Annotated in this window: 35 protein-coding genes; 15 read left to right on the plus strand and 20 right to left on the minus strand. The window is 34.8% G+C overall.

Annotation, left to right across the window (positions count from 1 at the left end; genetic code table 11):
- Nucleotides 1–473 precede the first annotated feature (473 nt).
- Nucleotides 474–1,709, plus strand: coding sequence for a dicarboxylate/amino acid:cation symporter (locus MKO96_RS07635; protein ID WP_240587152.1), 1,236 nt, complete (start codon nucleotides 474–476; stop codon nucleotides 1,707–1,709).
- A 22-nt stretch (nucleotides 1,710–1,731) separates the two neighbouring features.
- Here the strand turns inward: MKO96_RS07635 and MKO96_RS07640 are convergent, their stop codons facing one another.
- A complete protein-coding gene (locus tag MKO96_RS07640) occupies nucleotides 1,732–1,887 on the minus strand; it encodes a hypothetical protein (protein ID WP_000184931.1) in 156 nt (51 codons plus the stop codon).
- Between the two features lie 136 nt (nucleotides 1,888–2,023).
- Nucleotides 2,024–2,443 (minus strand): MarR family winged helix-turn-helix transcriptional regulator, encoded by a 420-nt coding sequence (locus tag MKO96_RS07645; protein WP_000081442.1) that lies wholly within the window; start codon nucleotides 2,441–2,443, stop codon nucleotides 2,024–2,026.
- 162 nt (nucleotides 2,444–2,605) lie between these two features.
- Here MKO96_RS07645 and MKO96_RS07650 point away from each other — a divergent pair, with 162 nt between their 5' ends.
- Nucleotides 2,606–3,037 carry a YrvL family regulatory protein gene (locus tag MKO96_RS07650; protein WP_240587153.1) on the plus strand — a complete coding sequence of 144 codons (432 nt, stop codon included), beginning with the start codon at nucleotides 2,606–2,608 and terminating at the stop codon, nucleotides 3,035–3,037.
- 33 nt (nucleotides 3,038–3,070) lie between these two features.
- Nucleotides 3,071–3,658 carry a thioredoxin family protein gene (locus MKO96_RS07655; RefSeq protein ID WP_240587154.1) on the plus strand — a complete coding sequence of 196 codons (588 nt, stop codon included), beginning with the start codon at nucleotides 3,071–3,073 and terminating at the stop codon, nucleotides 3,656–3,658.
- Nucleotides 3,659–3,686: 28 nt separating this feature from the next.
- On the opposite strand, the gene uppP is transcribed toward MKO96_RS07655, so the two are convergent.
- On the minus strand, nucleotides 3,687–4,481 hold the full coding sequence (uppP, locus tag MKO96_RS07660) for a bacitracin resistance undecaprenyl-diphosphatase (protein WP_087979915.1): 795 nt from the start codon (nucleotides 4,479–4,481) through the stop codon (nucleotides 3,687–3,689).
- Between the two features lie 181 nt (nucleotides 4,482–4,662).
- Between uppP and MKO96_RS07665 the strand changes: the two genes are divergently transcribed.
- The 3 genes from MKO96_RS07665 to MKO96_RS07675 all read left to right on the plus strand — a co-directional run bounded on the left by MKO96_RS07665 (nucleotide 4,663) and on the right by MKO96_RS07675 (nucleotide 6,439).
- Complete coding sequence (locus MKO96_RS07665) at nucleotides 4,663–6,027, plus strand: MATE family efflux transporter (protein ID WP_240587155.1); 1,365 nt, start codon at nucleotides 4,663–4,665, stop codon at nucleotides 6,025–6,027.
- A gap of 70 nt (nucleotides 6,028–6,097) precedes the next feature.
- A complete protein-coding gene (locus MKO96_RS07670) occupies nucleotides 6,098–6,271 on the plus strand; it encodes a hypothetical protein (RefSeq protein ID WP_000343557.1) in 174 nt (57 codons plus the stop codon).
- Between the two features lie 18 nt (nucleotides 6,272–6,289).
- Nucleotides 6,290–6,439: a hypothetical protein gene (locus MKO96_RS07675; protein WP_000744621.1), complete on the plus strand. Its 150-nt coding sequence runs from the start codon at nucleotides 6,290–6,292 to the stop codon at nucleotides 6,437–6,439.
- Nucleotides 6,440–6,502: 63 nt separating this feature from the next.
- Here MKO96_RS07675 and MKO96_RS07680 read toward each other — a convergent pair whose 3' ends face one another.
- Nucleotides 6,503–7,021 carry a biotin transporter BioY gene (locus tag MKO96_RS07680; protein ID WP_240587156.1) on the minus strand — a complete coding sequence of 173 codons (519 nt, stop codon included), beginning with the start codon at nucleotides 7,019–7,021 and terminating at the stop codon, nucleotides 6,503–6,505.
- Between the two features lie 83 nt (nucleotides 7,022–7,104).
- On the opposite strand from MKO96_RS07680, the gene MKO96_RS07685 reads away from it, so the two are divergent.
- Nucleotides 7,105–8,007, plus strand: coding sequence for an aminoglycoside phosphotransferase family protein (locus MKO96_RS07685; RefSeq protein ID WP_087979911.1), 903 nt, complete (start codon nucleotides 7,105–7,107; stop codon nucleotides 8,005–8,007).
- Nucleotides 8,008–8,009: 2 nt separating this feature from the next.
- On the opposite strand, the gene MKO96_RS07690 is transcribed toward MKO96_RS07685, so the two are convergent.
- The 5 genes from MKO96_RS07690 to MKO96_RS07710 all read right to left on the minus strand — a co-directional run bounded on the left by MKO96_RS07690 (nucleotide 8,010) and on the right by MKO96_RS07710 (nucleotide 11,079).
- Nucleotides 8,010–8,171 carry a hypothetical protein gene (locus tag MKO96_RS07690; RefSeq protein WP_087979910.1) on the minus strand — a complete coding sequence of 54 codons (162 nt, stop codon included), beginning with the start codon at nucleotides 8,169–8,171 and terminating at the stop codon, nucleotides 8,010–8,012.
- A gap of 98 nt (nucleotides 8,172–8,269) precedes the next feature.
- Entirely contained in the window at nucleotides 8,270–9,043 is a 774-nt protein-coding gene (locus MKO96_RS07695) for a hypothetical protein (protein ID WP_048561412.1), read from the minus strand.
- 24 nt (nucleotides 9,044–9,067) lie between these two features.
- Nucleotides 9,068–9,514, minus strand: a complete 447-nt coding sequence (locus tag MKO96_RS07700) for a flavodoxin (protein WP_240587157.1) — start codon at nucleotides 9,512–9,514, stop codon at nucleotides 9,068–9,070.
- On the minus strand, nucleotides 9,507–9,677 hold the full coding sequence (locus MKO96_RS07705) for a hypothetical protein (RefSeq protein WP_170960728.1): 171 nt from the start codon (nucleotides 9,675–9,677) through the stop codon (nucleotides 9,507–9,509). The genes MKO96_RS07700 and MKO96_RS07705 overlap by 8 nt, the downstream gene beginning before the upstream one ends.
- A gap of 232 nt (nucleotides 9,678–9,909) precedes the next feature.
- A complete protein-coding gene (locus tag MKO96_RS07710; RefSeq protein WP_240587158.1) occupies nucleotides 9,910–11,079 on the minus strand; it encodes an amidohydrolase in 1,170 nt (389 codons plus the stop codon).
- A 328-nt stretch (nucleotides 11,080–11,407) separates the two neighbouring features.
- On the opposite strand from MKO96_RS07710, the gene MKO96_RS07715 reads away from it, so the two are divergent.
- The 5 genes from MKO96_RS07715 to dltD all read left to right on the plus strand — a co-directional run bounded on the left by MKO96_RS07715 (nucleotide 11,408) and on the right by dltD (nucleotide 15,724).
- Nucleotides 11,408–11,554: a teichoic acid D-Ala incorporation-associated protein DltX gene (locus MKO96_RS07715; protein WP_000440293.1), complete on the plus strand. Its 147-nt coding sequence runs from the start codon at nucleotides 11,408–11,410 to the stop codon at nucleotides 11,552–11,554.
- Between the two features lie 12 nt (nucleotides 11,555–11,566).
- Nucleotides 11,567–13,081, plus strand: a complete 1,515-nt coding sequence (gene dltA / locus MKO96_RS07720) for a D-alanine--poly(phosphoribitol) ligase subunit DltA (protein ID WP_000770515.1) — start codon at nucleotides 11,567–11,569, stop codon at nucleotides 13,079–13,081.
- Nucleotides 13,078–14,244, plus strand: coding sequence for a D-alanyl-lipoteichoic acid biosynthesis protein DltB (gene dltB, locus MKO96_RS07725; RefSeq protein WP_087979907.1), 1,167 nt, complete (start codon nucleotides 13,078–13,080; stop codon nucleotides 14,242–14,244). The genes dltA and dltB overlap by 4 nt, the downstream gene beginning before the upstream one ends.
- Before the next feature lie 68 nt (nucleotides 14,245–14,312).
- On the plus strand, nucleotides 14,313–14,552 hold the full coding sequence (gene dltC, locus MKO96_RS07730; RefSeq protein ID WP_000807310.1) for a D-alanine--poly(phosphoribitol) ligase subunit DltC: 240 nt from the start codon (nucleotides 14,313–14,315) through the stop codon (nucleotides 14,550–14,552).
- Nucleotides 14,549–15,724 (plus strand): D-alanyl-lipoteichoic acid biosynthesis protein DltD, encoded by a 1,176-nt coding sequence (gene dltD, locus MKO96_RS07735; protein WP_048544965.1) that lies wholly within the window; start codon nucleotides 14,549–14,551, stop codon nucleotides 15,722–15,724. The genes dltC and dltD overlap by 4 nt, the downstream gene beginning before the upstream one ends.
- 17 nt (nucleotides 15,725–15,741) lie before the next feature.
- On the opposite strand, the gene MKO96_RS07740 is transcribed toward dltD, so the two are convergent.
- Nucleotides 15,742–16,836: an NAD(P)H-dependent flavin oxidoreductase gene (locus MKO96_RS07740; RefSeq protein WP_240587159.1), complete on the minus strand. Its 1,095-nt coding sequence runs from the start codon at nucleotides 16,834–16,836 to the stop codon at nucleotides 15,742–15,744.
- A 115-nt stretch (nucleotides 16,837–16,951) separates the two neighbouring features.
- Here MKO96_RS07740 and MKO96_RS07745 point away from each other — a divergent pair, with 115 nt between their 5' ends.
- On the plus strand, nucleotides 16,952–17,872 hold the full coding sequence (locus MKO96_RS07745) for a S66 peptidase family protein (protein WP_087979905.1): 921 nt from the start codon (nucleotides 16,952–16,954) through the stop codon (nucleotides 17,870–17,872).
- 27 nt (nucleotides 17,873–17,899) lie between these two features.
- On the opposite strand, the gene MKO96_RS07750 is transcribed toward MKO96_RS07745, so the two are convergent.
- The 3 genes from MKO96_RS07750 to MKO96_RS07760 form a co-directional block, all read right to left on the minus strand.
- Nucleotides 17,900–18,298 carry an SseB family protein gene (locus MKO96_RS07750; RefSeq protein ID WP_087979904.1) on the minus strand — a complete coding sequence of 133 codons (399 nt, stop codon included), beginning with the start codon at nucleotides 18,296–18,298 and terminating at the stop codon, nucleotides 17,900–17,902.
- Between the two features lie 85 nt (nucleotides 18,299–18,383).
- Complete coding sequence (locus MKO96_RS07755) at nucleotides 18,384–18,938, minus strand: cysteine hydrolase family protein (protein WP_240587160.1); 555 nt, start codon at nucleotides 18,936–18,938, stop codon at nucleotides 18,384–18,386.
- Complete coding sequence (locus tag MKO96_RS07760; protein WP_097857431.1) at nucleotides 18,931–19,422, minus strand: carboxymuconolactone decarboxylase family protein; 492 nt, start codon at nucleotides 19,420–19,422, stop codon at nucleotides 18,931–18,933. Before MKO96_RS07760 ends, MKO96_RS07755 begins: the two co-directional genes overlap by 8 nt.
- A 63-nt stretch (nucleotides 19,423–19,485) precedes the next feature.
- Between MKO96_RS07760 and MKO96_RS07765 the strand changes: the two genes are divergently transcribed.
- Both MKO96_RS07765 and MKO96_RS07770 read left to right on the plus strand, forming a co-directional pair.
- Nucleotides 19,486–19,938, plus strand: coding sequence for an Lrp/AsnC family transcriptional regulator (locus tag MKO96_RS07765; RefSeq protein WP_001175492.1), 453 nt, complete (start codon nucleotides 19,486–19,488; stop codon nucleotides 19,936–19,938).
- A gap of 100 nt (nucleotides 19,939–20,038) precedes the next feature.
- Nucleotides 20,039–20,221, plus strand: coding sequence for a DUF3913 family protein (locus MKO96_RS07770; RefSeq protein WP_000707104.1), 183 nt, complete (start codon nucleotides 20,039–20,041; stop codon nucleotides 20,219–20,221).
- A 29-nt stretch (nucleotides 20,222–20,250) separates the two neighbouring features.
- On the opposite strand, the gene MKO96_RS07775 is transcribed toward MKO96_RS07770, so the two are convergent.
- From MKO96_RS07775 to nrdF, 7 genes are all read right to left on the minus strand, one after another.
- Nucleotides 20,251–21,264, minus strand: a complete 1,014-nt coding sequence (locus tag MKO96_RS07775) for a CPBP family glutamic-type intramembrane protease (RefSeq protein WP_240587161.1) — start codon at nucleotides 21,262–21,264, stop codon at nucleotides 20,251–20,253.
- Between the two features lie 194 nt (nucleotides 21,265–21,458).
- Nucleotides 21,459–22,235, minus strand: a complete 777-nt coding sequence (locus tag MKO96_RS07780) for an ABC transporter permease (RefSeq protein ID WP_000475441.1) — start codon at nucleotides 22,233–22,235, stop codon at nucleotides 21,459–21,461.
- Nucleotides 22,235–23,137, minus strand: coding sequence for an ABC transporter ATP-binding protein (locus MKO96_RS07785; RefSeq protein WP_000528799.1), 903 nt, complete (start codon nucleotides 23,135–23,137; stop codon nucleotides 22,235–22,237). Before MKO96_RS07785 ends, MKO96_RS07780 begins: the two co-directional genes overlap by 1 nt.
- A 14-nt stretch (nucleotides 23,138–23,151) precedes the next feature.
- Entirely contained in the window at nucleotides 23,152–23,946 is a 795-nt protein-coding gene (locus MKO96_RS07790; RefSeq protein WP_087979901.1) for an ABC transporter permease, read from the minus strand.
- Nucleotides 23,943–24,641: an ABC transporter ATP-binding protein gene (locus tag MKO96_RS07795; RefSeq protein WP_240587162.1), complete on the minus strand. Its 699-nt coding sequence runs from the start codon at nucleotides 24,639–24,641 to the stop codon at nucleotides 23,943–23,945. The genes MKO96_RS07790 and MKO96_RS07795 overlap by 4 nt, the downstream gene beginning before the upstream one ends.
- Nucleotides 24,638–25,018, minus strand: a complete 381-nt coding sequence (locus MKO96_RS07800) for a GntR family transcriptional regulator (protein ID WP_000687513.1) — start codon at nucleotides 25,016–25,018, stop codon at nucleotides 24,638–24,640. Before MKO96_RS07800 ends, MKO96_RS07795 begins: the two co-directional genes overlap by 4 nt.
- A gap of 216 nt (nucleotides 25,019–25,234) precedes the next feature.
- Complete coding sequence (gene nrdF, locus MKO96_RS07805; RefSeq protein WP_240587163.1) at nucleotides 25,235–26,203, minus strand: class 1b ribonucleoside-diphosphate reductase subunit beta; 969 nt, start codon at nucleotides 26,201–26,203, stop codon at nucleotides 25,235–25,237.
- Between the last annotated feature and the right edge of the window lie 12 nt (nucleotides 26,204–26,215).

The raw sequence follows: 26,215 nt of genomic DNA on the forward strand, positions 1-26,215 counted from the left end.
AGACATTCCCCAGTGTCTTTGAATGGCTTCCATCCCTAATTAAATTGACATAAATTGTCCCCTTCCCTAGACCATCTCTTATGTGATGGTCTTATTTTTTGTTTACTCTATCTTCTATTTAAAACTCCCTCTCTCTTTCACTCTATATTCACACCCTGGTCACATCTACCTTTTATAGTATATGTATCGAAGCTGTTCCTCCCTAATTTATAAGACATTCCCCAGTGTCTTTGAATGGCTTCCATCCCTAATTAAATTGACATAAATTGTCCCCTTCCCTAGACCATCTTATGTGATGGTCTACTTTGTTTTCTAACTAGATTCCCCAACTTTTTTGCTTACTTTAGCAAAATCAATCTATATTTAAATACATATTTTTATACAAAATATTCAGAAAATACTGTCAAAATAGGTGGTTTTTTTTGTACAATTAATGTAGAAAGTAATTTTACAAAAATAAAGGGGGGGTTTTATTGAAACAAACAAAAGCAATCTTAATCGCATTATTTCTCGGTTTAGTTGTCGGACTCACTTTAAATTTAGCTGCACCATCCATTTTTGAACCATTAAATCAATATGTGTTCAATCCACTTGGTCAATTGTTTATTCGCCTCATTAAAATGCTAGTTGTTCCTGTTGTATTCATTTCTATCGTGCTTGGTTCTGCTGGGCTTGGAAACCCGAAACAACTTGGAAGAATCGGCTTAAAATCAATTTCATTCTTTCTTGTAACTACAGCCGTTGCCATCTCTATTGCAGTTACATTTGCACTGATTATACAACCAGGATCTGGCGGTAACTTTAAAACCGAAGGGCTTAAATATGAAGGGGCAAAAACCGAAACATCTTTCGTCGATACATTGCTAAATATCGTACCAGATAACCCAGCAAAAGCGATGGCTGATGGAAACATGTTACAAATTATTGCCTTTGCCGTATTAATCGGACTCGGTATAGCTATTTTAGGAAAACGGGTTCAAGGTATCCATTCATTACTTGAACAGGGCAACGAATTAATGATGTATCTTGTTAATCTCGTTATGAAATTAGCTCCAATCGGAACATTTGGATTGCTCGCTTCATCCGTTGGTAAAATGGGTCTTGCAGGCGTCGCTGCGATGTTCAAGTATATGATTGTCGTTATGCTAGTACTTATTATTCACGGCGTCTTCGTGTATGGCGGATTATTAAAGGTATTAGCAAAAGAAAGCATTGTCCGTTTCTTTAAACATTTCGGACCGGTAATGGCAATTGGGTTTAGTACATCTAGCTCTAATGCATCTCTTCCATTTGCAATGAAAACAGCACAAGAAAAACTTGGTGTTCCAAAAGCGATAAGTTCTTTTGTACAACCACTGGGTGCAACGATTAATATGGATGGTACTGCCATTATGCAAGGTGTAGCAACTGTGTTTATCGCTCAAGTATACGGAGTTGAGCTTACTATGTCCCAATTAGCTGTCGTCGTATTAACTGCTGTACTAGCTAGTATCGGTACTGCTGGTGTACCAGGTGTTGGACTTGTAATGCTTACGATGGTTTTAAATCAAGTAAATCTACCGGTAGAAGGTATTGCCTTAATTATCGGTATTGACCGCATTCTAGATATGTCACGAACAGCTGTAAATATTTCCGGTGATGCAATTTGCGCAATGATCGTCGCAAAATCAGAAGAAAAATATAATACGGATCAATCTGCAGCATCTTAAATCAAAAAAGGAGTGAAATGATTCACTCCTTTTTTGATTTACTTCCTTTTTTCGAACGATATTCTTTTCCTTTGTTATCATTACCAGTCTCAAATTCCGCACTAAACTCTTGCTGAAATTGCCCTGATTTTGGTGAGCCTTGATTTCCGCTTCCTTTACTACCATTTCGATTTGTCATATTTCTGCCCCCTTCCTTTATTAATAGTATGTTACATATTTTCTTTTTTATAATCTTTTACATACGAAAGAAGACCTTCCTCACATAGGGAAGGTCTTCTCCTTTATTACGTAAGCGTTTTCTTACTTGTAATGAATTAAATAAGTTTTTTAGAAATTGATATCATTATATTCATTTCTTCTTCTGAAAGTGCGGAGAATCTTTCTTGTAAATATTTCTTTTTCTCCCCTTCCATTTTTGCAACCAAATCTTTCCCTTGCTCTGTAATCTCTAAATATACAACTCTGCGATCTGACGTAGAACGTGAACGGGTTACAAAGCCTTTATTAATTAATTTTTCTGTAACAGCTGTAATATGACTATTCGACACATTTAACTCATTAGCTACACGTGATACCATTTCTTTATTCGTACGGTTCAATATTCTAAGGACGATGAACTCATTCCACGGTATGTAACCACCAAATATTTTTCCAATATCATTACGCAACGTGCGAAACATAGCAAAAACATTTGTCGATAGTTCTTCCATTAATTGCTCTCGATTTTGAGACAATTTTGACAGCCCCTTTTATTTCATTTAGTTAAATAAAAACCTTATTAATAATTTTACATGAAATCTTACTTTTTGTCACCTTATTTTCCCATAATTCGTAGTTTTTTAATATACATTTCATGATACAATAAAATTAATTTTCCAGAAAAAGGAGATGGAATAGTGAGTGAAGAAGACAAATTTTCTAATCTCAATCTAAAAGATAAGACTTTGATTATTGGTTTTGTTATTCTGTTTCTCATTATAATTTTTGCATTTATATTCTTTGTATATGTAGGAATCTTTCATATTACAGGTATAGAGTATAGATCACGTACTGCTTTACTTCTATTTTTTTTATTAATCACTTTCTTAGACGGTATTACATTCTTTACCTTCGGTTTCCTCAAGGCGTTGCTATATCCAATGACAAAAAATATGCCAAGTTGGCTGGCTATTACTCTTTTTGCAATCATTGAAATTACGCTAGATTGGTTCGTCATTCATACTGCCGACGATTGGATAGAGAGTGTTCAACTGTCCAACATTGCTGAATTATGTATCGTACTATTCCTTTTCCTATTAAATAAATTATTAAGTGACAAGAAGGAGTAAGAATACAAGCTTTTCTATATAAAAATTGGTACAATGAAAACAAATCATACTAAAGAGGTGTTACTTATGAACTTACAACAATGGGCTGATAAAGGTATGTCCTTTGATACATATGTGAATGAAATGAAAGTAAATCAATACGAGCTACTGCACATTTACAATAACTTTTTAATTCCAAATGAATTACTTCCTGTATTAGAAGAACGCCAAAATGATGGCTGGCGTGTTATCGTATTAACAGCTGATTGGTGTGGTGACGCTCTTTTATGCGTACCTGTTATGAAACGAATTTCTGAAGTTGCAAATATTGATATGAGATTATTAATTCGCGATGAAAACTTAGAATTAATGGATCAATATTTAACAAATGGAACAGCACGTGCCATTCCAATTTTTATTTTCATTGATAAAGATGGAAATGAACAAGCCGTTTGGGGACCACGCGCTCCGAAAGTACAAGAGTTAGTAACTTCAATGCGCGCTACATTGCCTGAAGAAGAAGATCCAACATTCGAAGAGAAACAAAAAGAAATGTATGCTAATTTCCGTGCTACATTAGCTGATGATACTTCTCTTTGGGAACATGTAATGGAAAGCATGATGGAAAAAGTAGTAAAATAAAAAAACTGCCGAACTCGGCAGTTTTTTATTACATAATGAAGAAGAAATAGAATACCGCAGCTAAAATGAAACGGTAGTAAGCGAACGGTGTTAGTTTTACACGAGCTAATAATTTTAAGAATGAAACAATTGCAAGCATCGCAACAACGAATGCTGTAATAAATCCTGTTGCAAATAATGGGATATCAGCCGTACTTAATATATCCCAGCTTTTAATTAAATCTAAACCACTTGCAGCTACCATCATTGGTACTGCTAAAATAAATGTATATTCAGCCGCCGCTGTATGTGACACGCGAGCTAATAAACCACCACTTATTGTAGAACCAGAACGAGAAAATCCTGGCCAAAGCGCTAAACATTGGAACATTCCAATTGTAAAAGCTTGCTTATATGTGATTTCATCTAATGTTCTTGCTGTACTTGGTTTCGAAAACTTCTCAGCAACAATCATTAAAATACCACCGGCCACTAAACTGATGACAACTGGGCCTGGCCCAAATAAAACTTCTTTAATCGCACTATGGAACAATACGCCAAGTACGCCGGCAGGAATCATCCCGATAATAATATGTAATAAATTTAACGATGGTCCGTCTGTTACTTTCCCTATACCTACTAAAGACCATAGGCGCTTCCAAAATATAACAACAACTGCTAAAATCGATCCCAATTGAATAACAACTTCGAAAACTTTCGCTCTCTCGTCGTCAAATCCAAGTAAATGACCTGTTAAAATCATATGTCCTGTTGATGAAACTGGTAAAAACTCTGTTAAACCTTCAACAGCTCCCATGATTATTCCAATTAACCAATCAGCCACGAGTAGTGCCTCCTTAATAACGAATATGTAATTTTTCACACCTTATCATAATACCTTATCCCCTTTTAAAGTGCATCCTTTTTTTATTGATTGTACATGTTGTATGCGCGTATTTCTTTTCTATTTTTTGATTAAATTGTATGATAGTAAGAGTTTGTTTTTTTAGCGGAAAGGGGATTTTATGAAAGAAACTAATTCATTCTCACAAAAATTAAAGCAATTTGTATTACTATTTTTCCCGATTTTCGTAACGCAAATGTCATTATTTGCAATGAGTTTTTTCGATACGACAATGTCAGGGCACGCAAGTCCTATTGATTTAGCGGGTGTTGCTATCGGAACAAGTATATGGCTTCCCGTTAGTACCGGATTAACAGGAATTTTAATGGCTACCACTCCAATTATTGCACAGCTCATTGGATCCAAGAAAAAAGAGGATGTTCCCCAAGTTGTCATACAGGCAGTATATTTAGCAATTTGTGCTAGTTTCGTGGTCATCCTTATCGGTTTCTTCGCTGTTTCACCTATTTTAAACGGCATGCGCCTGGAAGAACCTGTGGAACGTATTGCGGCACAATTTTTAAGTATTATTGCAATTGGAATTATCCCTTTATTTACTTACACTGTTTTACGCGGGTTTATTGATGCATTAGGAAAAACTCGCACAACGATGATCATTACATTACTATCATTACCAATTAACGTAGTATTAAATTATGTATTAATTTTTGGTCATTTCGGTTTTCCAAAACTCGGTGGTGTTGGAGCGGCAATTGCTTCTGCGGCAACCTATTGGTGCATTTTAATTATTACCGTTATTATTATTCGTACGAAAGAACCTTTCGCATCTTTCCATATCTTTAAACAATTATATCGTCCTTCTCTTTCGAGTTGGACTGAATTCTTAAAACTTGGCGTCCCTATCGGATTTGCTATCTTTTTTGAAACGAGTATTTTTGCTGCAGTGACACTTATGATGAGTAATTTTAGTACGACAACAATCGCAGCTCATCAAGCAGCTATGAACTTCGCTTCCTTGTTATATATGACTCCTTTAAGTTTAGCAATGGCAATGACCATCGCTGTTGGATTCGAAGTTGGAGCAAAGCGATACAATAACGCAAAACAATATGGATTTATCGGGATTGGCTTAGCACTTGCATTTGCCCTATTATATTCAATTCTTCTCTACTTCTTTGATGATGAAATTGCTTCTATTTATACGACAGATATACAAGTTCATCATTTAGCAAAAGAATTTCTTATATTTGCGATTTTATTTCAAATTTCAGATGCAATTGCAACTCCTGTACAAGGGGCACTACGTGGTTATAAAGACGTAAATGTTTCCTTAATTATGACATTAATCGCTTATTGGGTAATAGGTCTCCCTCTCGGTTACATATTAGCAACTTACACTGACTGGGCAGCAAAAGGATATTGGATCGGTCTTATTATCGGTCTAGCATTTGGCGCCACCTTCCTTCTTGTCCGTCTCTTTCAAGTTCAAAAAAAATATACAACAGAAAACCGCCGCTCACGATAGAGGGGCGGTTTTCTTTATGCATATTTTTTCTTTGAACGTATAACATAATGAAAAAGAAAGGTGGATACATATGGACGAAAAAGAAAAAAAGCAATCATTCGATGAAGAATTCGCCCCTGAAATTTCACCTGGATATCGACAAGATGTACATAAGCCACCTAAAAATAAAAACACCTCGTTTTTAATGGGCATTACCATTTTTGCCGCTGTGTTACTCGTACTCATCATTTTCGTTTATTTTTGATGGAAGGTGGTCTATTATATGAAGAAACAAAATTCCAATCGTTCAAAAAGAACTGTGAAAACAGAAAAAGGGTATGCAGGTGATTCTGTTCTTACTCAAAAACAAGTCGAGCAAGGAAATTTATATATTGCTCAAAAAGAACTTGGTCAACAAAATGAAAACCTTTAAAATCCCTCAAAGAACTGGGGGATTTTTTTATCCGCTATTTGTAGCACTCATTCATGTTTCACTTTATTGTACATACTGTTTTTGTTCTAACACCTTAAATATATTATTAACCTTTACAATTTTTATTTCATAATTCAATTTCATTTCGCTTCTCTTACCATTTTCAGTACCCGCAACGTACGCTGCAGTTTGATAACGAAAACTTTCATCCGTCACTTCACGTATGTCCTCGTTTGTAAATCTATACTCTAAATCCCGAAACCGATTTGGATAATAATTTCCTATTAATTGTTCATACCCTCTATTTACAAATAGTTCTTCACCTTTTCGTTTCATATCTTCTTTATTATTAAGCTCAAACACTGATAATTGCTCTGTCACAAAATGTTCTCCTACCTTTTTCATTTCATTATGAGTTAAAGTTTCTATACTTTTGTTCTTTAATTCATTATTTAATCCGTACTGATCAATCGGTTTAAAGCTAGCAAAAACCTCTTCTTTATATGACCAAAACAATCCAAAAGCGATACATAGAGAAATGAGGAATAGTCTTTTCTTCGTAATACTCCCGACCTTCTTCATAATGATAGTTATATTTTAACATATAGAAAGAAAATTCTGATATCATAAAGTAGAATAACTTAACTTAGAAATGAGGAACAATTATGGACTCTTACAAACAGTATATAAAAGAAGCTTTGCCTAATCTTTCTATACATTCATATAAACAAAATGAAGAAGGATGGGATAATGTAGCAGTTATAGTAAATGATGAGCTACTGTTTCGTTTCCCGCGAAAACAGGAATATGCAATGCGAATTCCTTTAGAAAAAGAACTGTGCATAATTCTCTCTCATTTGCTACAAGAAATCGAGGTTCCAAAGTATCACCTATTATATAAAAATGATGCTGATACTTTTCCACTTTGTAGTTACTATACTCTCATTCATGGTGAACCGTTTAAAAAAGAAATAGTTACCAAGCTAGAGAAAAAAGAACTTGGAGTAATTATTACACAATTAGCGACTTTCCTTGCGGCTCTACATAGTATTCCTTTAAAGCTTGTGAAGGCATTAGAATTCCCTACAGAAAAAACACTTACCTACTGGAAAGAGCTACAAACAAAATTAACTCAATATCTTACCAATAGTCTTACTTCATACCAGAAATCAGCGTTAAATTGTTTATTCGAGAATTTCTTTACATGTATCGATACATCCACTTTTCAAAATACCATTATTCACGCTGACTTTACACATCATCACATTTTATTTGATCACCAAAATAAAACCATTTCAGGTATTATCGATTTTGGTGATGCTCAAATTGGAGATCCCGCCTTTGATTTTGCTGGGCTATATTATGATTTCGGACATGAATTTACTACATCAGTATATGAACAATACAGTACGCTTATTTCACACCATGATCCATTACTCATTCACCGCATCACGACCTTTTATCAATACAGTCCTTTACTACATAATATGATTTATAACTTTGAAACAAAGAATGAACTTAAATTCCTAGAAGGTACTGAACAACTGAAAGTAATACTACAGGGATGACATTACATTCTCTCCCGATATTCTCTCTCCTCATACATCATTAACTTTTTATCCATTTCAACAATGACTTGATACAGTTGAAATGCTTGTAAAATTTGCAGTTGAATTCCAAAAGGAGCATTCTGTTCTTTTAACCATTGAAATACTTTCGTTTCATCTTCCATTGATTATTCCTCCCTTTATTAAAATTTGCTACAAATATACGGTAAATGATGAAAAGCTTTTCATGTCAATAACAAAAAAGGATGCAAAATTGCATTCTTTAATGTACGATATTTTTCTTCTGCTTCGCTTCTTTCTTTACTTCTTCCCCTTGGCATTCCCTGCGAAACGCACAACTCATACACTCAGAACGAAAATGACGCTCTGTATAATGCTCAGGTTGTTGTAACATTTCTTTCATTCTAGACAAATCAGCCATTCCAGTTATAATATCTTCCTGTTTCGGAATGTACTCATACTTAGTTCCTTCTATTAAATTAATAACTTCAATTTTTCCGGGAAGAATTCCAAAAGCTTTATAACTGAATACTGTCATTAACTTTTGACAAAGAGCAAGCATTTCCTCATCCGCATCGACAACATACTTTTTAATTACAAACGACTCAGTACTCCACTCACCAACTTCTAATGTCAATGACATGTGGACACCTAACTCTTCCATATATGTTTGAAATTTTTCATATAAAAATAACGGCGGTGTCTGACTATCATCTCTTTCAACAAACTGTAATAAGTGATCCGTTAACTTCGCTAACACAATATAATACTCCGTCTTTGAAGCAAACATATTAATCCTTACTTTTTTCCAATACTTTTCTATTAATATTAAAAGTACGATTTTCGTTTGTTGGCCCGCAGGTAGTGTGTAATATTCATTAATAATTCGATTCACAATCATTTGTGCGATTTGTTGCCATTCAAATGAAGAAGGTTCTCTTCTTTTTATATGACGGAAATAAAATTTATGCGGACAACGCATAAAATCATACAAATGATAATCTGTCATCGTTTTGATTGCGATTTTCTCATGCACTTGCTCTTCATCTCCCTTCTGCCATTAAGAAAGGTGTTTTACAAATTCAGCTCCAAACTGTAAACATTTTTCTACATCTTCATCTTCTGGCGTTAATTCTACTTTTAGTCCTTCTAACACAATTGCAGCTCCGCGCTCTTGTAGCTTTTCTATTAAAATGTCAACCGCCACGCCGTATTTCGGATAAGCCGAATCACATGATCCGAATACTGCTGCTTTTTTCCCGGTTAAATCAATAGAATCCATTGCATCATAAAAATCTAAGAAATCATCAGGAAGGTCACCATCTCCCCAAGTGTAAGCACCTAAAATAATTCCATCATACTGTTCTAGTATAGAAGCTTCTGGTGAATCCATAATATCGATAACTTCAATTTCATTTTCTGTTTCACGAATTGTACCTGCAATATGATCAGCCATTTCCTCTGTATTTCCACTCATACTTGCAAAAATCATTACTAACTTACTCAACTGAATCTCTCCTTTTACCTTGTATCTCTTTTTCTGTTGGAAGCGGACTCTTCTCATCTACATATTCAGAACGAATTACATTTCGTTGCCATTCCATATGCTGATCAACATCTTTATTTTTATCTTTTAATCCCCTCCGCAGAAGGTGAAATTTTTTTCTCATTAACATGTCTCATCCATCCTATTGATAATAATTATCAATTTCAACTACCCTTAGATTAATTGACAGTGATTATCAATGTCAATAACTATTTTTAAAAAAATGATTAAAATGTACAAGCTTGTCCGTTAGCTATTCATATACTATAAATGAGCATAGTTCTTTCTCAGCCCTCTCTGACGGAAAGAAATAAAAGCAACTGCGATAGAGCGCAGTTGCCTTTTTTTATACTTTTCTATGATTTTAGTAGTCTTATCGCTGTCTCTAAAAATAATTCCACTCCATAAATTAAAGCTGATTCATCTACATCAAATTTCGGATGATGATGCGGATAACAAGTATCTACCTTTTCATTCCCCGTCCCCAATTTAATGAAACAACCCGGTGCCTTTCTTAAATATGCTGAAAAATCTTCTCCTCCCATAGAAGGTTCAAGCTTTACAACACGCTCATTCCCAAACAAATGTAGTGCACTTTCTTCTACTACTTTCGTAATATATTCATTATTAATAACCGGATCATATCCGTATCGATACGTATATGTATACTTTCCTCCATGTGCCTTTGTAATTCCGTTCACGATTTGCTCAATTTTCTCTTCTGCTTCTATTCTTAACGCTTGATTAAAAGAACGCACAGTTCCCATTAAAGTTGCTGCATTAGGAATAATATTATCAGCCATTCCCCCATGAAACTGCGTAACTGAAACGACCCTTTGCATAAAAGCACTTGTATTTCTTGATACGATATGTTGTAAATTTGTAATAATCTGCGCTCCGATAGCAATAGGATCTATCGTTTCTTCTGGCCTCGCCGCATGCCCTCCTTTCCCTTGAATTTCAACTGTAAATACGTCCGGTGCCGCCATCATCGGTCCATACGCAATTCCGATTTTCCCGCTCTCCAATCCAGACATAACATGTAAACCTATTACATAATCAACACCATCCATCACGCCTGCCTCAACCATTTCTTGTCCCCCGCCAGGATACACCTCTTCTGCGTGCTGAAAGAAGAGACGAATCTCACCTACGAAATCTTCCTTTATATTTGATAGCACCTCTGCTGTGCTTAACAAAATAGCTGCGTGAGCATCATGCCCACATGCATGCATCATTCCTTTATTCACAGACGTATAAGATTTCCTTGTCTCCTCTTGAATTGGTAAAGCATCTATATCAGCTCGAATCGCAACTACTTTCCCTTGTCCCGTCCCTCTTTTAATTGCTAGTACACTATACTTCGTCGGTCTCGTTACTTCAAAAGAAGAAAATGAGCATAATGTATCATATATAAATTGTGAAGTTTCTTTTTCATGAAATGATAATTCCGGATATTTATGAAAATGCTGTCTCCATTTAATAATGTTTTCTTCTGAAATAAGATCCTTCCACATCCTCTTCATCAGAAATTCCTCCTCTTATGAAACTTTAACAATTCATACATTAACTATGAAAAACTCAAACGAATATTACATTTCTATACATTCTCCCAGACCACTTTTATACATTCACACAATCCACTTCCTATTTACATGTCAAACCCATTACAAATTCATGCTGAATGTAATATAATTGCTAAGTTAGGGATTTTCTTTTTTAGTATTTAGTGCTAATATCAGAAAAGAGCCTTTTGACTTATTTTTACCTAAAATGTGGAATTTTGTTTTTTTCACAATAATGTAGGACATGATACCTACAAAGAGCTATCATTTCATTAAGAGAGGGAAAGACATGGAAAGATTAAAAGAGATATGGTCTCGACCACTCACACAATGGGTTGCAAAGACGGTTTATTACCTTGCAATTTTATTTGCATTACTTTGGTTGTATGGATTCCATGATACAAACACAAGTACATTTATTTACAACGAATTTTAGGGTGGGAACGTTATGAAGTTATTAGAACAAATTGAAAAGTGGGCTATTGAAACGCCTGATCAAACTGCTTTTGTTTGGCGAGATGCGAAAATTACGTACAAACAATTAAAGGAAGATTCTGATGCGTTAGCACATTGGATTTCTTCTGCGTATCCAGATGATCGTTCACCAATTATGGTGTATGGCCATATGCAACCTGAAATGATTATTAACTTTTTAGGATGTGTAAAAGCTGGACACGCTTATATTCCTGTAGATTTATCTATCCCAGCTGATCGTGTACAACGTATCGCTGAAAATTCTGGTGCGAAACTACTTTTATCAGGAACTGAAGTAACTGTAACTGATTTACCAGTTCGCATTGTAAGTGAAGACAACTTAAAAGATATTTTCTTTACTCATAAAGGGAACACTCCAAATCCTGAACATGCGGTAAAAGGTGATGAGAACTTCTACATTATTTACACATCAGGAAGCACAGGTAATCCGAAAGGGGTTCAGATTACTTATAACTGCCTTGTAAGCTTTACAAAATGGGCTGTAGAAGATTTCAACTTACAAACAGGACAAGTATTCTTAAACCAAGCACCTTTCTCATTCGATTTATCTGTCATGGATATTTACCCATCCTTAGTAACAGGTGGTACACTTTGGGCAATCGATAAAGATATGATTGCACGTCCAAAAGACTTGTTTGCTTCTTTAGAGCAATCGGATATACAAGTATGGACTTCAACACCATCTTTCGCAGAGATGTGTTTAATGGAAGCATCTTTCTCTGAGAGTATGCTACCGAACATGAAAACATTCTTATTCTGCGGTGAAGTGTTACCAAATGAAGTAGCTAGAAAATTAATTGAGCGTTTCCCGAAAGCGACAATTATGAATACGTACGGTCCAACAGAAGCTACTGTCGCTGTAACAGGTATTCACGTTACAGAAGAAGTGCTTGATCAATACAAATCACTTCCAGTTGGCTACTGTAAATCAGACTGCCGCCTTCTTATTATGAAAGAAGATGGCACCATTGCACCTGATGGTGAAAAAGGTGAAATCGTAATTGTCGGTCCAAGCGTAAGCGTTGGATATTTAGGAAGCCCTGAATTAACAGAAAAAGCATTTACTATGATTGACGGTGAGCGCGCCTATAAAACGGGCGATGCTGGCTATGTTGAAAATGGTCTTCTATTCTATAATGGTCGTCTTGATTTCCAAATTAAGCTGCATGGTTATCGAATGGAATTAGAAGAAATTGAGCATCATCTTCGTGCGTGTTCTTACGTAGAAGGAGCAGTTATCGTTCCAATTAAAAAAGGTGAGAAATACGATTATTTATTAGCGGTTGTTGTTCCTGGCGAACATTCATTTGAAAAAGAATTCAAATTAACATCTGCAATCAAAAAAGAACTCAATGAGCGATTACCAAACTACATGATTCCACGTAAATTCATGTATCAATCTTCTATTCCAATGACACCAAATGGAAAGGTAGATCGCAAAAAATTATTGAGTGAGGTTACAGCATGACCGCATATGGATCATTTTATTTTTTCGCTATAGTGGGCATTTTATTAATACCTACTATCATAGCTGGATTAAAAGGTAAAATGTTGCGTAAATATAATGCCGTTTTAACATTAGTCATGATTGCTATTATCTTCTCGGATAAACCGAAGCAAGCGATTATGTTAGCCGCATTTATTATTTGGCAATATGCCCTAATTAAAGGCTATTTAATTTTAAGAAAACAAAATAATAGTACATTCATGTTTTGTATAGCTGTTATTTTATCGATTTTGCCACTTATTTTGGCAAAAATCGCACCATTTGTGCCTGAATTACATTTTATTGTTTTCGCAGGTATGTCTTACGTAACATTTAGAGCAGTACAAATGGTCTTTGAAGTTCGTGATAATTTAATTAAAGAACTTTCCTTCTTTAATTTCTGGGAATTCGTTTTATTCTTCCCTGCGATTTCAAGTGGACCTATCGATCGTTACCGTAGATTCCAAAAAGATATCCAAAAGCCACCTAGCGCTGAGGAATATCAAAAGTTACTATATACAGGGCTTAACCGTATTTTCCAAGGTTTTCTGTATAAATTTATAATTGCGCACTTGATAACAACATATCTTGTAAAGGCAGTATTCGCCAATCAAGATACACTTTTATCTAATACGATTTTTATGTACGCTACTAGCATGCAATTATTCTTTGACTTTGCAGGTTATAGTGCGTTCGTAATTGGTATCAGTTACATGATGGGAATTAAAACGCCAGAAAACTTTAATAAGCCATTCCTTAGTCGTAATATTAAAGACTTCTGGAACCGCTGGCACATGAGTTTATCATTCTGGTTCCGTGATTTTATTTACATGCGTTTCGTCTTTTTTGCAACGAAGAAAAAGTTAATTAAAAACCGCTACACAATTTCGTATATCGGTGCATTTTTAAACTTTTTCATCATGGGAATTTGGCACATCCAAGGAAGTGCTGTTGCGCAATATGTTATTTATGGTCTCTATCATGCCGCACTGTTTATTTTATTCGATATTTTCGAACGCAAAAACAAAAAGCATAAGTTTTGGCCAAACAATAAATTTACACACGTCCTTGCGATTGTAATTACGTTCCACGTTGTATGTTTCGGTTTCCTAATTTTCTCTGGACACCTTAACAGATACTTTTAATGCACCCTTCTTATATTAGTAAGAAGTTGCACATATAATATATTTCGGATATAAAGGAGATTTTAAAAATGGCAGAATTTAAAGAGCAAGTATTAGATATTTTAGAAGAAGTATGTGAAAACGATATTGTGAAAGAAAACTTAGATGTTCAATTATTTGAAGAAGGTATTCTTGATTCTTTCGCTGTAGTATCTTTATTAGTTGAATTCCAAGAGCGTTTAGATATTGAAGTTTCTATTTCTGATTTTGACCGTGACGAGTGGGCTACACCAAACATGGTTATTAAGAAGTTGGAAGAAATCCGATGAACAAAGCAAAATTTGGTCCGATGCTTTTAGCATTGGCCCTTTTTGCTGTATTCTTACTTATTCCAACGCGCTTCCTACTTCCACTTTTAAGTGATGAAAAAGTAGAACAAGCTGCCACTTCTTTAAAAGAAGAAAAGATTCAAAGTATGATATTACAGCAAAAGATGTTAGCAGACCCGAAATACCTTCCGATGTACGGTTCATCGGAATTCGCACGTATGGATGCTTTCCATCCATCAAATTATTTCAAAGTAAAGCCTGAAGGGTTCACACCATTCCTTCTTGGACGCGGAGGAACACAAGACCTTGTACATGTGTTAAACTTTGCATCTACAATGGATCAATTGAAAGATAAGAAAATGGTATTTGTTCTTTCTCCTCAATGGTTTGTACCACAAGGTATTGATGAAACACACTTTGCACCTAACTTTTCAAAACAACAAGGCTATCACTTACTTTTCAATGATGACTTAAAGCCTGAAATGAAAAAGCAAATTGCAAAACGTTTATTAAACTTTGAGATCGTTAAGAAAGAAACTTTACTAAAAATTTCGCTTGAAGGTATCGTTTATGATGATACAAAGCATAAAGTAAAAGCACTTGCTGCTAAACCTTTCGCTTATATTTATCGTAACATTTTAGATCGTAAAGATTTATTTACAGCAATGTTTGATATTAAACCGCATAAAGAAAAACTTGACCCTTCATTAAAACAAATGAATTGGGAAGAAGCTCGTAAACATGCAGATCAAACTGGTGCAGTAGAATCAGGATCTAACGAATATGGTATCGAAGATGATTACTTCAATAGCAAAATTAAGAAGAAGTTAAAGCAACGTGAAGGCTACTTAAAAAATGATGCTTATGATCAATCGCCAGAATATGAAGATTTACAAATTGTTCTTGATTTATTAAAACAATCTGGTGCAAAACCACTCTTCATTTCTGTTCCTGTAAAAGGTCCTTGGTACGATTACGCTGGCTTCCCGAAAGAACGTCGCGAATTGTACTACAAGAAAGTTCATGAGCAAATTGAGAAAGCTGGCTATCCAATTGCCGACTTCTCAAATCATGAGTATGATAAATACTTCTTAAAAGATCATATGCACTTAGGTTGGAAAGGCTGGGTTTATATCGATGAGGCCATCCAACAATTTTATAAAGCAAACTAATGAAAAGACCACTTGAATTATTCAAGTGGTCTTTTTCTATATATATTTTGTAATTGTTCGATTACGTTCTCTGCTTCTTTCATAACTCGCTCCACTACATGCTGAGCTGATTCTATTCGTGCTAATGATGACGCTTGCCCTGCCCAAAGCGACATGTATTCTCCTTTATTTTGTTTTGCTGCTTCTTGGCGTATTTTAGAGGTTAATACATTTTGCACTGGATACATCGGAAGCCCTTCTTCTTTCCCTTCATGTCTCTCTATAAATTCATTACGAATACCCCGCGCATATTTCCCGGAAAACGCACGGGTCACAGTTGTACTCGTATCTGTACTACGTAACACTGCTTCTTTATACACATCATGCGTAATACTTTCTTTACTCGTTAAAAAGGCTGATCCCATTTGAACAGCTTCTGTCCCCAGTGTAAATGCCGCAACAAGCCCTTGTCCGTTCATTACACCACCTGCTGCTACAATTGGGATATGCGGGACTGCCGCTACTAACTGCGGAATTAATGCAAACGTCCCAATCATAGCGTCCTGTTCTTTCCCAATAAACGTTCCTCTATGCCCTCCTGCCTCACTACCTTGACCAACAATAATGTCTACTCCTAATTCAGCAAGTACCCTCGCCTCTCTCACATGAGTAGCTGTTCCGATGACTTTTATTCCTCTTCTTTTTAAGTCATCTATTTCTTCTTTTTCTAACGTTTGAAATGCAAAGCTAACGACTGGTACGTTTTCTTCTATTAACACTTGTAATTGTTCTTTATAGCTTTTGGGGAGTTTTATCGCCTCTTCTTCCCCTATACCGAATTCTCTATTCATTCCGCTAAGTAATACCTTTGCCAAGTTTACTTTCTCTTCTTCTATCTGTATCTCTTTCGTTAACAGTAAATTAACACCGAAAGGCTTATCTGTTCGTTCCCTTATTTTATAAATCGCTTCACGAATTTGCTCAGGGCTCATATAACCTGCTCCAAGCGTTCCTAGTGCTCCGCTATTACTTACAGCTGCAACAAGCTCAGGCGTCGTAATCGCACCTGCCATACCTGCTTGAATGATGGGATACTTAATTTGTAATAGATCTGTTACGCGACTTGTAAACATCATTTCTCCTCCTATTCCCCTTATATCTTCTTTATTTGACAAACTTTCCCCTCCTTTTACAAGGGTTGAACTTCATAGGAAGCGAATATATTGAAAGGGAAGGAGGCTAAAAACAATGATATATCCAAATGCGTTACAACAAGGTGATACAGTAATGGTTATTGCACCGTCCGGCCCACCAACAATTGAAAATGTATTAAAAGGGGTAACCCTATTACAAGAAATGGGTTTATCTGTAATAATCGGGAAGAGTGTTTATGAGAAATATGGATATTTAGCTGGAAGTGATCAAGTTCGTCTCGATGATATACATGAAGCATTTACAAATAATGAAGTAAAGGCCATTTTCTGTGCACGAGGTGGTTACGGAAGTGCTCGTCTCCTCCCTCACATTCAATATGAAATCATTCAGCAGAATCCAAAAATCTTTTGGGGATATAGCGATATTACAGCTTTACATACTGCCTTTTCACGTTATGCAAAGCTTGTTACTTTTCATGGTCCAATGGTTGAAGAATTAGGTAAAGGTGTAGATTCTCTTTCTTTATCTTCTTTCAATCAACTATTCCATCCGTATTCAACCATCTTATCTGCTTCAGAATGTATCGTACCTACCTCTCCATGTACAGTTACAGGCACATTGGCGGGAGGGAATTTAACTGTATTAACGAGTATAATTGGCTCACCCTATGAGATAAATACGGCTAATAAACTTTTGTTGCTTGAAGACATTGGGGAAGAACCGTATCGCATTGACCGTATGTTAAATCAGCTACTTTTATCTGGAAAGTTTAATGAATGTAGCGGTGTTATTTTTACAAGTTGTCACGACTGCACTCCTTCTAAACCATCTCAATCATTGCAAACAATACTATATGAATATTTCGCACCATATCATATACCTGTCCTATTCGGTTTACCGATTGGACATATAAGCCCAAACATCGGGATTCCTCTTGGAGCTACAGCGACAATAAATACAAATAATAAAACACTCTCTATTTCTTCTGGCGTAGCCAATCCGTATTCAAATTAAAAAGGAAAAGCGATTCCGCTTTTCCTTTTATTTATAATAATTAAAAATTCGTCCAGATGCGATATCTGCAACTTCTTCTGGAGTAAATGTTTTACTTATATCAGTACCAACATTTAATACTGCTGTAGCATCTTTCTCAATGCTACCAAATAATTCTTTTCCACGTATCGTAATAAGGGGCGTTCCTTCTGGCAACACGTCTTTTACAAATTCCATTTGTGTAAAGAACGGAACGATCCATCTACCCTCTCCTTGGAAATGACGCAAACGAAGTATTCCTTCTGTTGCACCGTCCTCTGCTTCTAGTGAACCAGCAACATAAAACTCAGTAGATAAGAGCAATTCATAAAATTCCTTTTGCTTCTGTTTATCGTCCCCTGCTACAACAAGTACTTCTTCTATTCTCTTTACCGGAATTTGCTCCATATGATGCCACCCCTATTTCAAAATGATTGTACTTAGATTATACGAAATATTCTTATTTTTTTCTACATAATTCGCAATTATTTTCTTAAAATAATTTTAATACTTCTTTTGTCGTTACAATCGTAGCAAACTCTTCATGTAAATTTACAAGTGTCATATTGTGAATATCCTCTGCATTATACTCTTTACCATCTAGACCTTTACGGTTAAAAGTAGCCGTTGCATCACTCACTAAAGACGTTGTAAATCCTAAATTTCCTGCCATTCGTGTCGTAGTCTCCACACAATGATTTGTCGTTAATCCTACAACCACTACTGCATTACATTTGTTCTCTCTTAATTGCTCTTCTAAATTTGTCCCAATGAACGCGCTGTTAACAGATTTCTGAATAATCACTTCACCTGGTAATGGCCTCAGCTCTTCTTTAAAGTTCACCGTTTCCGCTCCTTCATAAAACATCGATTGAGCATTTTCTTTATTTACATGTTGAATATGAAAAACTGGTCGTTTCCTTTTTCTCCATTCTGCTAATAACATTCTCATGTTTTCTTCAGCAAAAAGATTATTTCTCTCGCCCCAGTATGGTAACTGAAACGCCTTTTGTACATCAATTATGATAAGTGCTATTTGATTAGTCATCATTTTCTCCTTCATTCGGCTGTAATTGAAACAGAAAACCAAGTTGTTGTGACGCAGTAATAAAACAAATATAAGCGCAAAGCTCTACAATTTCTTTTTCCGTCCAATATTGTTTCAATGCATGAAACATATTATCATCTATTGCCTTTTTATCATGAACAAATGTATGTGCAAAAGTAACTGCTACACTCATTTCTTCTACCTTTTGCATATCATCAGGTCTTCCCTTTGCCATACAGTACGGACATTCATTCCCGTACGCTAATGTTCTTCTTACTTGCTCCTTTAGCTCTGCCGACAGAGTTCCTTTACTATACAGTGTATTCTCTACCATACTCCATGAATGTAATAGATCTGGATTATGCCCTAATAACTTTTGAAACTTTGTAACTCCTACATTTGATAATGAAATTCTCTCCATCATTTCCCCTCCTATTTCCTTCCGTTTTATTGTAAAATAAATAAAGTTCACTTTACATTTCATATGAATCTTAATTTATATTTTTACTTTACAAAAATTATTATTTTACTGGAGGTATATTTACAAATGCAACTAGACCGTGTCGATCGAAAGATTTTAAATGAATTATATAATGATAGTCGCCTTTCCATGCGTGAATTGGCGAAACGAGTAAACTTATCTGCTCCGTCTACTGCAGAACGTGTTCGCAAACTTGAAAGTGAAGGCGTTATTCAAAAGTACACAATCGATATCGATTATAAAAAAGCAGGACTTGTTTTAGATTGTATTTTAGAAATCACTTTAAAAAATGGTGATACAACACGTATGCAACAGTTTATTCAGTCTTATCCATCTGCAAGTTTTTGTTACCGAGTAACAGGAAGCTTATGCTACATTGTAAAAATTTCTGTTCCTTCACTCGTTGAACTTGAAGATTTTATCAATGATGTTTCTTCATATGCAACGACAGTTTCTCATATCGTATTATCAGAAGTATCTCTTACTCCTGATATTGAACATATCTTCCCAGAAGATTAATTTATTTTTATTCATAAAACACAAAAAAACCCCTTACAATAAGAATAAAAATAATATATTATGTATTAAAATACATAAAGTTCGAGAAAGGGGCTTTACATTGAAAATCTGGTTTTATGAAAAAACAGCACAATTAGACGACTTGCTTGGCATTTGGGATAATGTTCCCACTATCCCTCGAATTGGTGAAAAAGTGGAGATTTTAAAAACAGTCCGTATCGTTACAGATATTAAATATGTAAAGAACGGTAATAATTTTCGTGTAGAAATTATTACAAATTAAAAAGTAGCTCTTTAGGAGCTACTTTTTAATTATCTACCAAGTGCTTTCTTTATAACAATTTTATCTTCTTCTACAGATACTGTTACATAATCATTTTCTTCTAATCGAAGCTTATTTACAGCCTCATCTGGTAGCTCTACAGCCATCAGTCTATCTGTTACAATTACTTGACTATACACTTCATTTTCTTGTGATGCACTCACTACTTTTTCCTCATTTATAAAGCGCACTGGTGGCACACCCACTTCTTTTACAGTACGCCATTGTTTCCAAACGTAAGGAATTAACCAAAGTAACCCAACAACTGTCAGACCAATACCAATCCATAAATTACTTTGCGCTTGTAATTCAGTAATTGAGATTGCGCTACTCTCTTCTCCACCTATAAATTGCATACTTGTTGCAATTAAATTATTTAGAGCATGTACAGCGATATTCGTCCATATATTTTTCGTCTTTATGTATAAAAGACACATTACAACACCAAACATGAACGCACCAATAACATCAAAATGTCCTAAACCAAAAATAAGTGAAGATATAATTACAGCTTTTTTAATTCCCCATTTATAAGCCATTCGCTGTAAAAAGAATCCCCTAAAAATAACCTCTTCCATAATAGGTGCTAATACACATGCTGAAATGAAAGTAAATATCGTCATATATACGTTACTCGTGTTAATAACATTTCCGTCTTCTAACATAGTAACTAAGAAATTCGGTAACGTATGTGCTAATATGTAAAATTGAATATGAGATATACCAACTGAAAAAATCATTCCCATTATCGTTGCTAATACAATTAATCCCCACGGTAAACGTCCTGGCTTATCAAAAAAACTGTTAAATACAACATTATTTTTATTTGTTTTTACGTATAACCAAAATAACGGAAATACAAAAAATAATGTTATTTGTGAAATAACCTCCATCGTATTCTCAGAAACATTTGATAGACCTAATGGGATCATCGTAAGGAACACCCCTATAATCATCCATCCAAAAAAGCTACGTAGTCTTATACGTGAAAATGCATAGTGCATATAGAACACCCCCAAAGATAATAAAATAAATGGTGTGATAACTAAATTATAATATGAATATAGTTGAAATTCTTCCTGTTTGTCTCAAACACTTTTGAACAACATATATAGTAATCATTCTTTTCTTTCAATTGAAATCTACGAGAAATTTATGTAATAAAAATCCCCGTTTTTACAAGCGGGGATTTCTTTTATTATAATACGTCACGTTTTTGGAATAATGCACTTGATGCTACAAGTAATACAACAAAGTATGCAGCTACAAGTAATAATGAAGTTGTAAATGTAAACTCTGTAAATGTTGGTTCCGTTCCACCACTTACTAGTTTATTACTATCGTACACACTTAAATTTAAATGGAAAAACACTACAAATTTCGCTACACCTTTTGCAAACATCATCAGTACCATATTAATTGGTCCTTGTAAGAAAAAGAGGAACATCGTAATAATTAATGGTAATACGGACTTTCTAAACACGTTTGCTAAGAAAAATGCAAGTGTCGCAAAGAAGAACGGTGAAAGTACTTGATATAAAGTAGATTTCATTACGATTCCTACCGTTAATTCTGTTTTACTACCATCCATTACAATTCCACCAATAATCATTGCAATTAAAGTGCTAGCAAATATGATAAATACTATAGTAAGTAACACTGTAATATATTTAGAGAATAAAACTGTAATTCGTTTTCTTGGACGGATTAATAACTGCTTAATTGTACCTTTTTGGAACTCATCAGTAATCATACGAGAAGCAATTGTAATCCCAAAAATTGTTGCAAACAAAGTAATTAAACCAATCTCTGAACTTGCAAAATCTAAATATGATCCTTTAAATTCACTTCCGTCTCCCCATTTCAGCATCGCTAAAACTCCCAAAATCTCCAATACTGCAATGACACCAATTAAAATATACATACCTTTTTTCGCATGTAACTTTAAAAATTCATTTTGAATTAATTTAAACATTACGCTTTCACTCCCCCTGTAATCGCTAAGAACTCATCCTCTAACGTTTTATTTTGAACAGTAACTCCGTATACAAGCACATCGTCATTTACAAGTTTTTTTACAAGTTGTGGGATTTCTTCTTTCATTACGGATACTGCAATTACATTTCCTTGCGTCTTACCTTTAATGATTTCATTTGCTTTCTGTACTTGATCTACTTCAAACGCTACAACTACTGTCTCATCGTGTTTCGCTTGTTCATGTAAGTTGTACTCTTGCACAAACTCACCTTGCTTAATAATAACGACGCGATCACACATGAGTTCAATTTCACTTAATAAGTGACTTGATACGATTACAGCAATATTCTCTTCTTTCGCTAAACGTTGTAAATAATCACGAATTTGGCGAATACCAGCTGGATCTAATCCATTTGTCGGCTCATCTAAAATTAAGATTTTTGGCTGATGAAGTAATGCCTGTGCAATTCCTAAACGTTGTTTCATACCAAGTGAATATGTTTTCACCTTTTTATGAATCGCATGCTCTAATTCAACAAGCTTTACAATCTCAGCAATGCGCTCTTTACTAATTGGTGTAATTGCCATATTCGCAAAATGCTTTAAGTTTTGCATTCCAGTCATATAATCATATAGTTCAGGATTTTCTACAATCGCTCCAATTTGCTCTAGCGCCTTTTCACGCTCCGTGCGAATACTATGACCACAAATTGTAATATCGCCCTCTGTCATTGATATAAGACCTGTCATCATACGAATTGTCGTCGTTTTACCACTACCGTTCGGTCCAAGAAACCCGTACACTTCCCCTTCGCGAACTTCAAATGATAAACCGCGGATAATTTCCGTTCCACCAATCTTTTTTCGAACATTCTCTAACTTTACTACTACGTTTCCCAATGTCGATTCCTCCTTTAGACTTCTAGTTTTTTATCGATTATGCGACCTGTTATATAAACAAGTAGAATAAATATACCGATTGAAAAAGCAATACTATATACATTCATAAGTTTTTCTGGATATAGTATGAGATTTACATCTGTCGATTCATCTATATAAACTAATTTTTTGATAAAAGCAGATGTAGGTGCAAATCCGCCTAACATTTCATATATCATATTGATTACTTTCGTCATTAGTAAAAATAAGAAGAAAACAATTACATACTCCATTTTTTTCTTTTTCAAAGAAAATACTTTAACGCCAGCTACTATAAATAGTAAGACTAACAATATACTTGATAAATTAAATACATATAACACGCTACTAAATAACTGCTTTACCATATCTAGTGTAAGTGTACTTTCGGTAAATAACAATTCATAGAGTTCTGTACCTTTTATTACTTTCATCGAAATACTATAGAAAAACATAACACCTATTAATTCAAAACACATTAAGCTAATTGCTGCATATGACAATATTGCTAAAACAATTTTTTTACCAGATATCGGTGTTAACCGAAATAATTTACTTTCAGTCATTTTCCCAAACGCAGACATCGCCTGCAGAAATACTAATACCGCAAAAATTAAATAAACTAAGAATACTAAAGCAATTGTAATCATTTGCCTTACTTCTCCTGATTCTTGTTTAATATAATTCCCCATACTTACAAAAGCGACAGCTGCAATAAATATGAATGACAATAACGAAATAAAAATTTGTTTTTTATTCGCATTGTACATATATATTAAACTGGCCTTCATCTACTAAACACCTCCTTAAACAAATCCGTAACAGCTTTTCCTCGTTGGAAACGTAATTCCTCTACATTTTCATGCAGTACACTTTCACCATCTTTTAAAAAGATTACTTCGTCAAAAATATTTTCCACTTCTCCAATTAAATGTGTTGCAATTAAAATGGTACAATCTTCGCGATAAAACTGTAAAATAAGTTCTAATACGTGTTCTCTAGAAACAAGATCAATTCCGCCCAGCGGTTCATCTAGTACGTATAACTTCGCTTTCCTCGAAAATGTTAAAATAATTTGTAGCTTTTCAACCATACCTTTTGATAAAGCTGTAATTTTTTCTTCTAACGGTATTTTAAATTCCGCAATCGTATCTACCGCTTTTTGAATATCAAAGTCTTTATAGAAATCTCGATAGAAAAATAAAGAATCTTTTACCGTCATCCAATCATCAAATACTGGTTTATCCGACATAAAAGAAACAAATTCTTTCGTTTCTAATCCTACCTTTTTACCAGCGATTGTAATACTGCCTTCGGAAGGATGCTGCAGACCGGCAATCATTTTCAATAACGTCGTTTTCCCGCTCCCGTTATCTCCAACGAGTCCTATAATTTTCCCTTCCGTAATCTCTATGTTTAATTCACGGATCACTGCTTTTAATCCGTATCTCTTCCATAAGTTTTCTATTTTTAATAACTCTGTCATTCGCTCTCCTCCCTCTTCTCATGTAATGAAGAGCGAAGGATTGTAAGAATTTCTTCTTCTGAAAAACCTAAATTGTCCATTCCATCTATAAAAGAATGAAGTAATTCTTTCGCCATCTCTTTTCGCAGCTCCATAATTTTCTCCCCTTCATTCGTTACATATCGTCCCATTCCTCTACGCGTTACAACAACCCCATCCCGTTCTAGCTCTTGAAATGTACGCTGAATCGTATTTGGATTTACTTGTAATTCACTCGCTAATTCACGTACAGAGGGAATTTTATCACCAGGCAATAAATGTCCTGTTACGATTTCTTTTTTTATGTATTCCATTACCTGAATGTAAATTGGTGTATTTGGAGAAAACTCTATTTTCATTTCTTCCCTCCTTTTGTATCGGTGTACTAGTTAAATAATACACCGATACAAATAGTTTGTAAATACCCATTTAATTACAAAAAAGTTCTATCCATTTGCTGGATAGAACTTTTTAAACAGAACTCGTTATACAAAAATAATAGTGTTATGTAAACAAAATCATAAAGAAAAGCTGTCTTATCAAGGAATAAGACAGCTTTTCTTTATAATCATATATTAAAAATTAAACACGAAGTCATCGTCAGCTAACTTTTCAACGTTCGTTGCTTTTACGTAACCATTCCCTTTTACAGAGAAGAAATCATGGTTTTTCGTATCTGTACGTAAACCATTTAAAACGATTGGGTTAATTTCTTCTTCTTCAAACTTCGGCTCAAGTCCTAAGTTCATAAGTCCTTTATTCGCATTGTAACGAACGAAACGATTTACATCCTCTACAAGACCGATAGAAGTGTAAATTTCTTCTGTGTATGCCATTTCAATTTCATATAGTTCCATTAATAACTCTTGTGTTTCTTTTTGCACTTCTTGTTGATTTTCTGCAGAAAGTTCTGCGAAGAGTTGTTGTGCTAAAATACCGACGAATACGCCGTGAATTGATTCATCACGAATTATTAGGTTAATAATCTCACCACTTGCCGTCAATTTACCTTGACCTGCTAAGTAAAGTGGGTAGAAGAATCCACTATAGAATAAGTAACTTTCTAAGAATACACTTGCCACCATTGCCATGTATAACTCTTTTTTCGTTACTTCAGGCTTTAATAAACGACGATAGTAACTAGTAACAATACCAGCTTTTTTCTCAAGTAATGGATGATTGTCTACCCATTCAAAAATATCATCAATTTCTTCTTCTGTAGCTAACGTTGTGAAAATATGACTGTAACTCTTCGCATGTACTTCTTCCATAGCTCCCATGAAAGCTAATACACTTTTCGCTTGTAAATTTTCAAGATGAACAAGTACAAGTGGCATCCCTTCGCCACCTTGTTTCGTATCTAAAAGTGTTAAACCACCTAATACACGCTTATAAGCAACCTGCTCTTCTTTTGATAATTGTGCCCAAGTATTTTTGTCAGAAGATACCGCGATTTCTTCTTCTGTCCAAAACTGAGCGATGTTTTGCTTCCAAAACATTAAACTAAAATCATCTTCTTTTTTGTTCCAGTTTACCGCACGCATTCAATCGCCCCT

It is taken from the genome of Bacillus sp. ES1-5, assembly GCF_022487605.1.
Lineage (GTDB): Bacteria > Bacillota > Bacilli > Bacillales > Bacillaceae_G > Bacillus_A > Bacillus_A wiedmannii.

Excerpts from the sequence above, each read along its gene's own strand:
- MKO96_RS07795 (WP_240587162.1), bottom strand. The coding sequence starts at position 24,641 with ATGACAGAGTTATTAAAAATAGAAAACTTATGGAAGAGATACGGATTA.
- MKO96_RS07675 (WP_000744621.1), top strand. The coding sequence starts at position 6,290 with ATGAAGAAACAAAATTCCAATCGTTCAAAAAGAACTGTGAAAACAGAA.
- MKO96_RS07780 (WP_000475441.1), bottom strand. The coding sequence starts at position 22,235 with ATGTTTAAATTAATTCAAAATGAATTTTTAAAGTTACATGCGAAAAAA.
- MKO96_RS07740 (WP_240587159.1), bottom strand. The coding sequence starts at position 16,836 with ATGTTTACAAGTCGCGTAACAGATCTATTACAAATTAAGTATCCCATC.
- dltD (WP_048544965.1), top strand. The coding sequence starts at position 14,549 with ATGAACAAAGCAAAATTTGGTCCGATGCTTTTAGCATTGGCCCTTTTT.
- MKO96_RS07670 (WP_000343557.1), top strand. The coding sequence starts at position 6,098 with ATGGACGAAAAAGAAAAAAAGCAATCATTCGATGAAGAATTCGCCCCT.
- MKO96_RS07665 (WP_240587155.1), top strand. The coding sequence starts at position 4,663 with ATGAAAGAAACTAATTCATTCTCACAAAAATTAAAGCAATTTGTATTA.
- MKO96_RS07790 (WP_087979901.1), bottom strand. The coding sequence starts at position 23,946 with ATGAAGGCCAGTTTAATATATATGTACAATGCGAATAAAAAACAAATT.
- dltA (WP_000770515.1), top strand. The coding sequence starts at position 11,567 with ATGAAGTTATTAGAACAAATTGAAAAGTGGGCTATTGAAACGCCTGAT.
- MKO96_RS07640 (WP_000184931.1), bottom strand. The coding sequence starts at position 1,887 with ATGACAAATCGAAATGGTAGTAAAGGAAGCGGAAATCAAGGCTCACCA.
- MKO96_RS07760 (WP_097857431.1), bottom strand. The coding sequence starts at position 19,422 with ATGAAATGTAAAGTGAACTTTATTTATTTTACAATAAAACGGAAGGAA.
- MKO96_RS07750 (WP_087979904.1), bottom strand. The coding sequence starts at position 18,298 with ATGGAGCAAATTCCGGTAAAGAGAATAGAAGAAGTACTTGTTGTAGCA.
- MKO96_RS07745 (WP_087979905.1), top strand. The coding sequence starts at position 16,952 with ATGATATATCCAAATGCGTTACAACAAGGTGATACAGTAATGGTTATT.
- MKO96_RS07755 (WP_240587160.1), bottom strand. The coding sequence starts at position 18,938 with ATGACTAATCAAATAGCACTTATCATAATTGATGTACAAAAGGCGTTT.
- MKO96_RS07705 (WP_170960728.1), bottom strand. The coding sequence starts at position 9,677 with ATGAGAAAAAAATTTCACCTTCTGCGGAGGGGATTAAAAGATAAAAAT.
- MKO96_RS07765 (WP_001175492.1), top strand. The coding sequence starts at position 19,486 with ATGCAACTAGACCGTGTCGATCGAAAGATTTTAAATGAATTATATAAT.
- dltB (WP_087979907.1), top strand. The coding sequence starts at position 13,078 with ATGACCGCATATGGATCATTTTATTTTTTCGCTATAGTGGGCATTTTA.
- MKO96_RS07655 (WP_240587154.1), top strand. The coding sequence starts at position 3,071 with ATGAAAACAAATCATACTAAAGAGGTGTTACTTATGAACTTACAACAA.
- MKO96_RS07690 (WP_087979910.1), bottom strand. The coding sequence starts at position 8,171 with ATGGAAGATGAAACGAAAGTATTTCAATGGTTAAAAGAACAGAATGCT.
- MKO96_RS07715 (WP_000440293.1), top strand. The coding sequence starts at position 11,408 with ATGGAAAGATTAAAAGAGATATGGTCTCGACCACTCACACAATGGGTT.
- MKO96_RS07775 (WP_240587161.1), bottom strand. The coding sequence starts at position 21,264 with ATGCACTATGCATTTTCACGTATAAGACTACGTAGCTTTTTTGGATGG.
- MKO96_RS07800 (WP_000687513.1), bottom strand. The coding sequence starts at position 25,018 with ATGAAAATAGAGTTTTCTCCAAATACACCAATTTACATTCAGGTAATG.
- MKO96_RS07710 (WP_240587158.1), bottom strand. The coding sequence starts at position 11,079 with ATGAAGAGGATGTGGAAGGATCTTATTTCAGAAGAAAACATTATTAAA.
- MKO96_RS07680 (WP_240587156.1), bottom strand. The coding sequence starts at position 7,021 with ATGAAGAAGGTCGGGAGTATTACGAAGAAAAGACTATTCCTCATTTCT.
- MKO96_RS07685 (WP_087979911.1), top strand. The coding sequence starts at position 7,105 with ATGGACTCTTACAAACAGTATATAAAAGAAGCTTTGCCTAATCTTTCT.
- dltC (WP_000807310.1), top strand. The coding sequence starts at position 14,313 with ATGGCAGAATTTAAAGAGCAAGTATTAGATATTTTAGAAGAAGTATGT.
- nrdF (WP_240587163.1), bottom strand. The coding sequence starts at position 26,203 with ATGCGTGCGGTAAACTGGAACAAAAAAGAAGATGATTTTAGTTTAATG.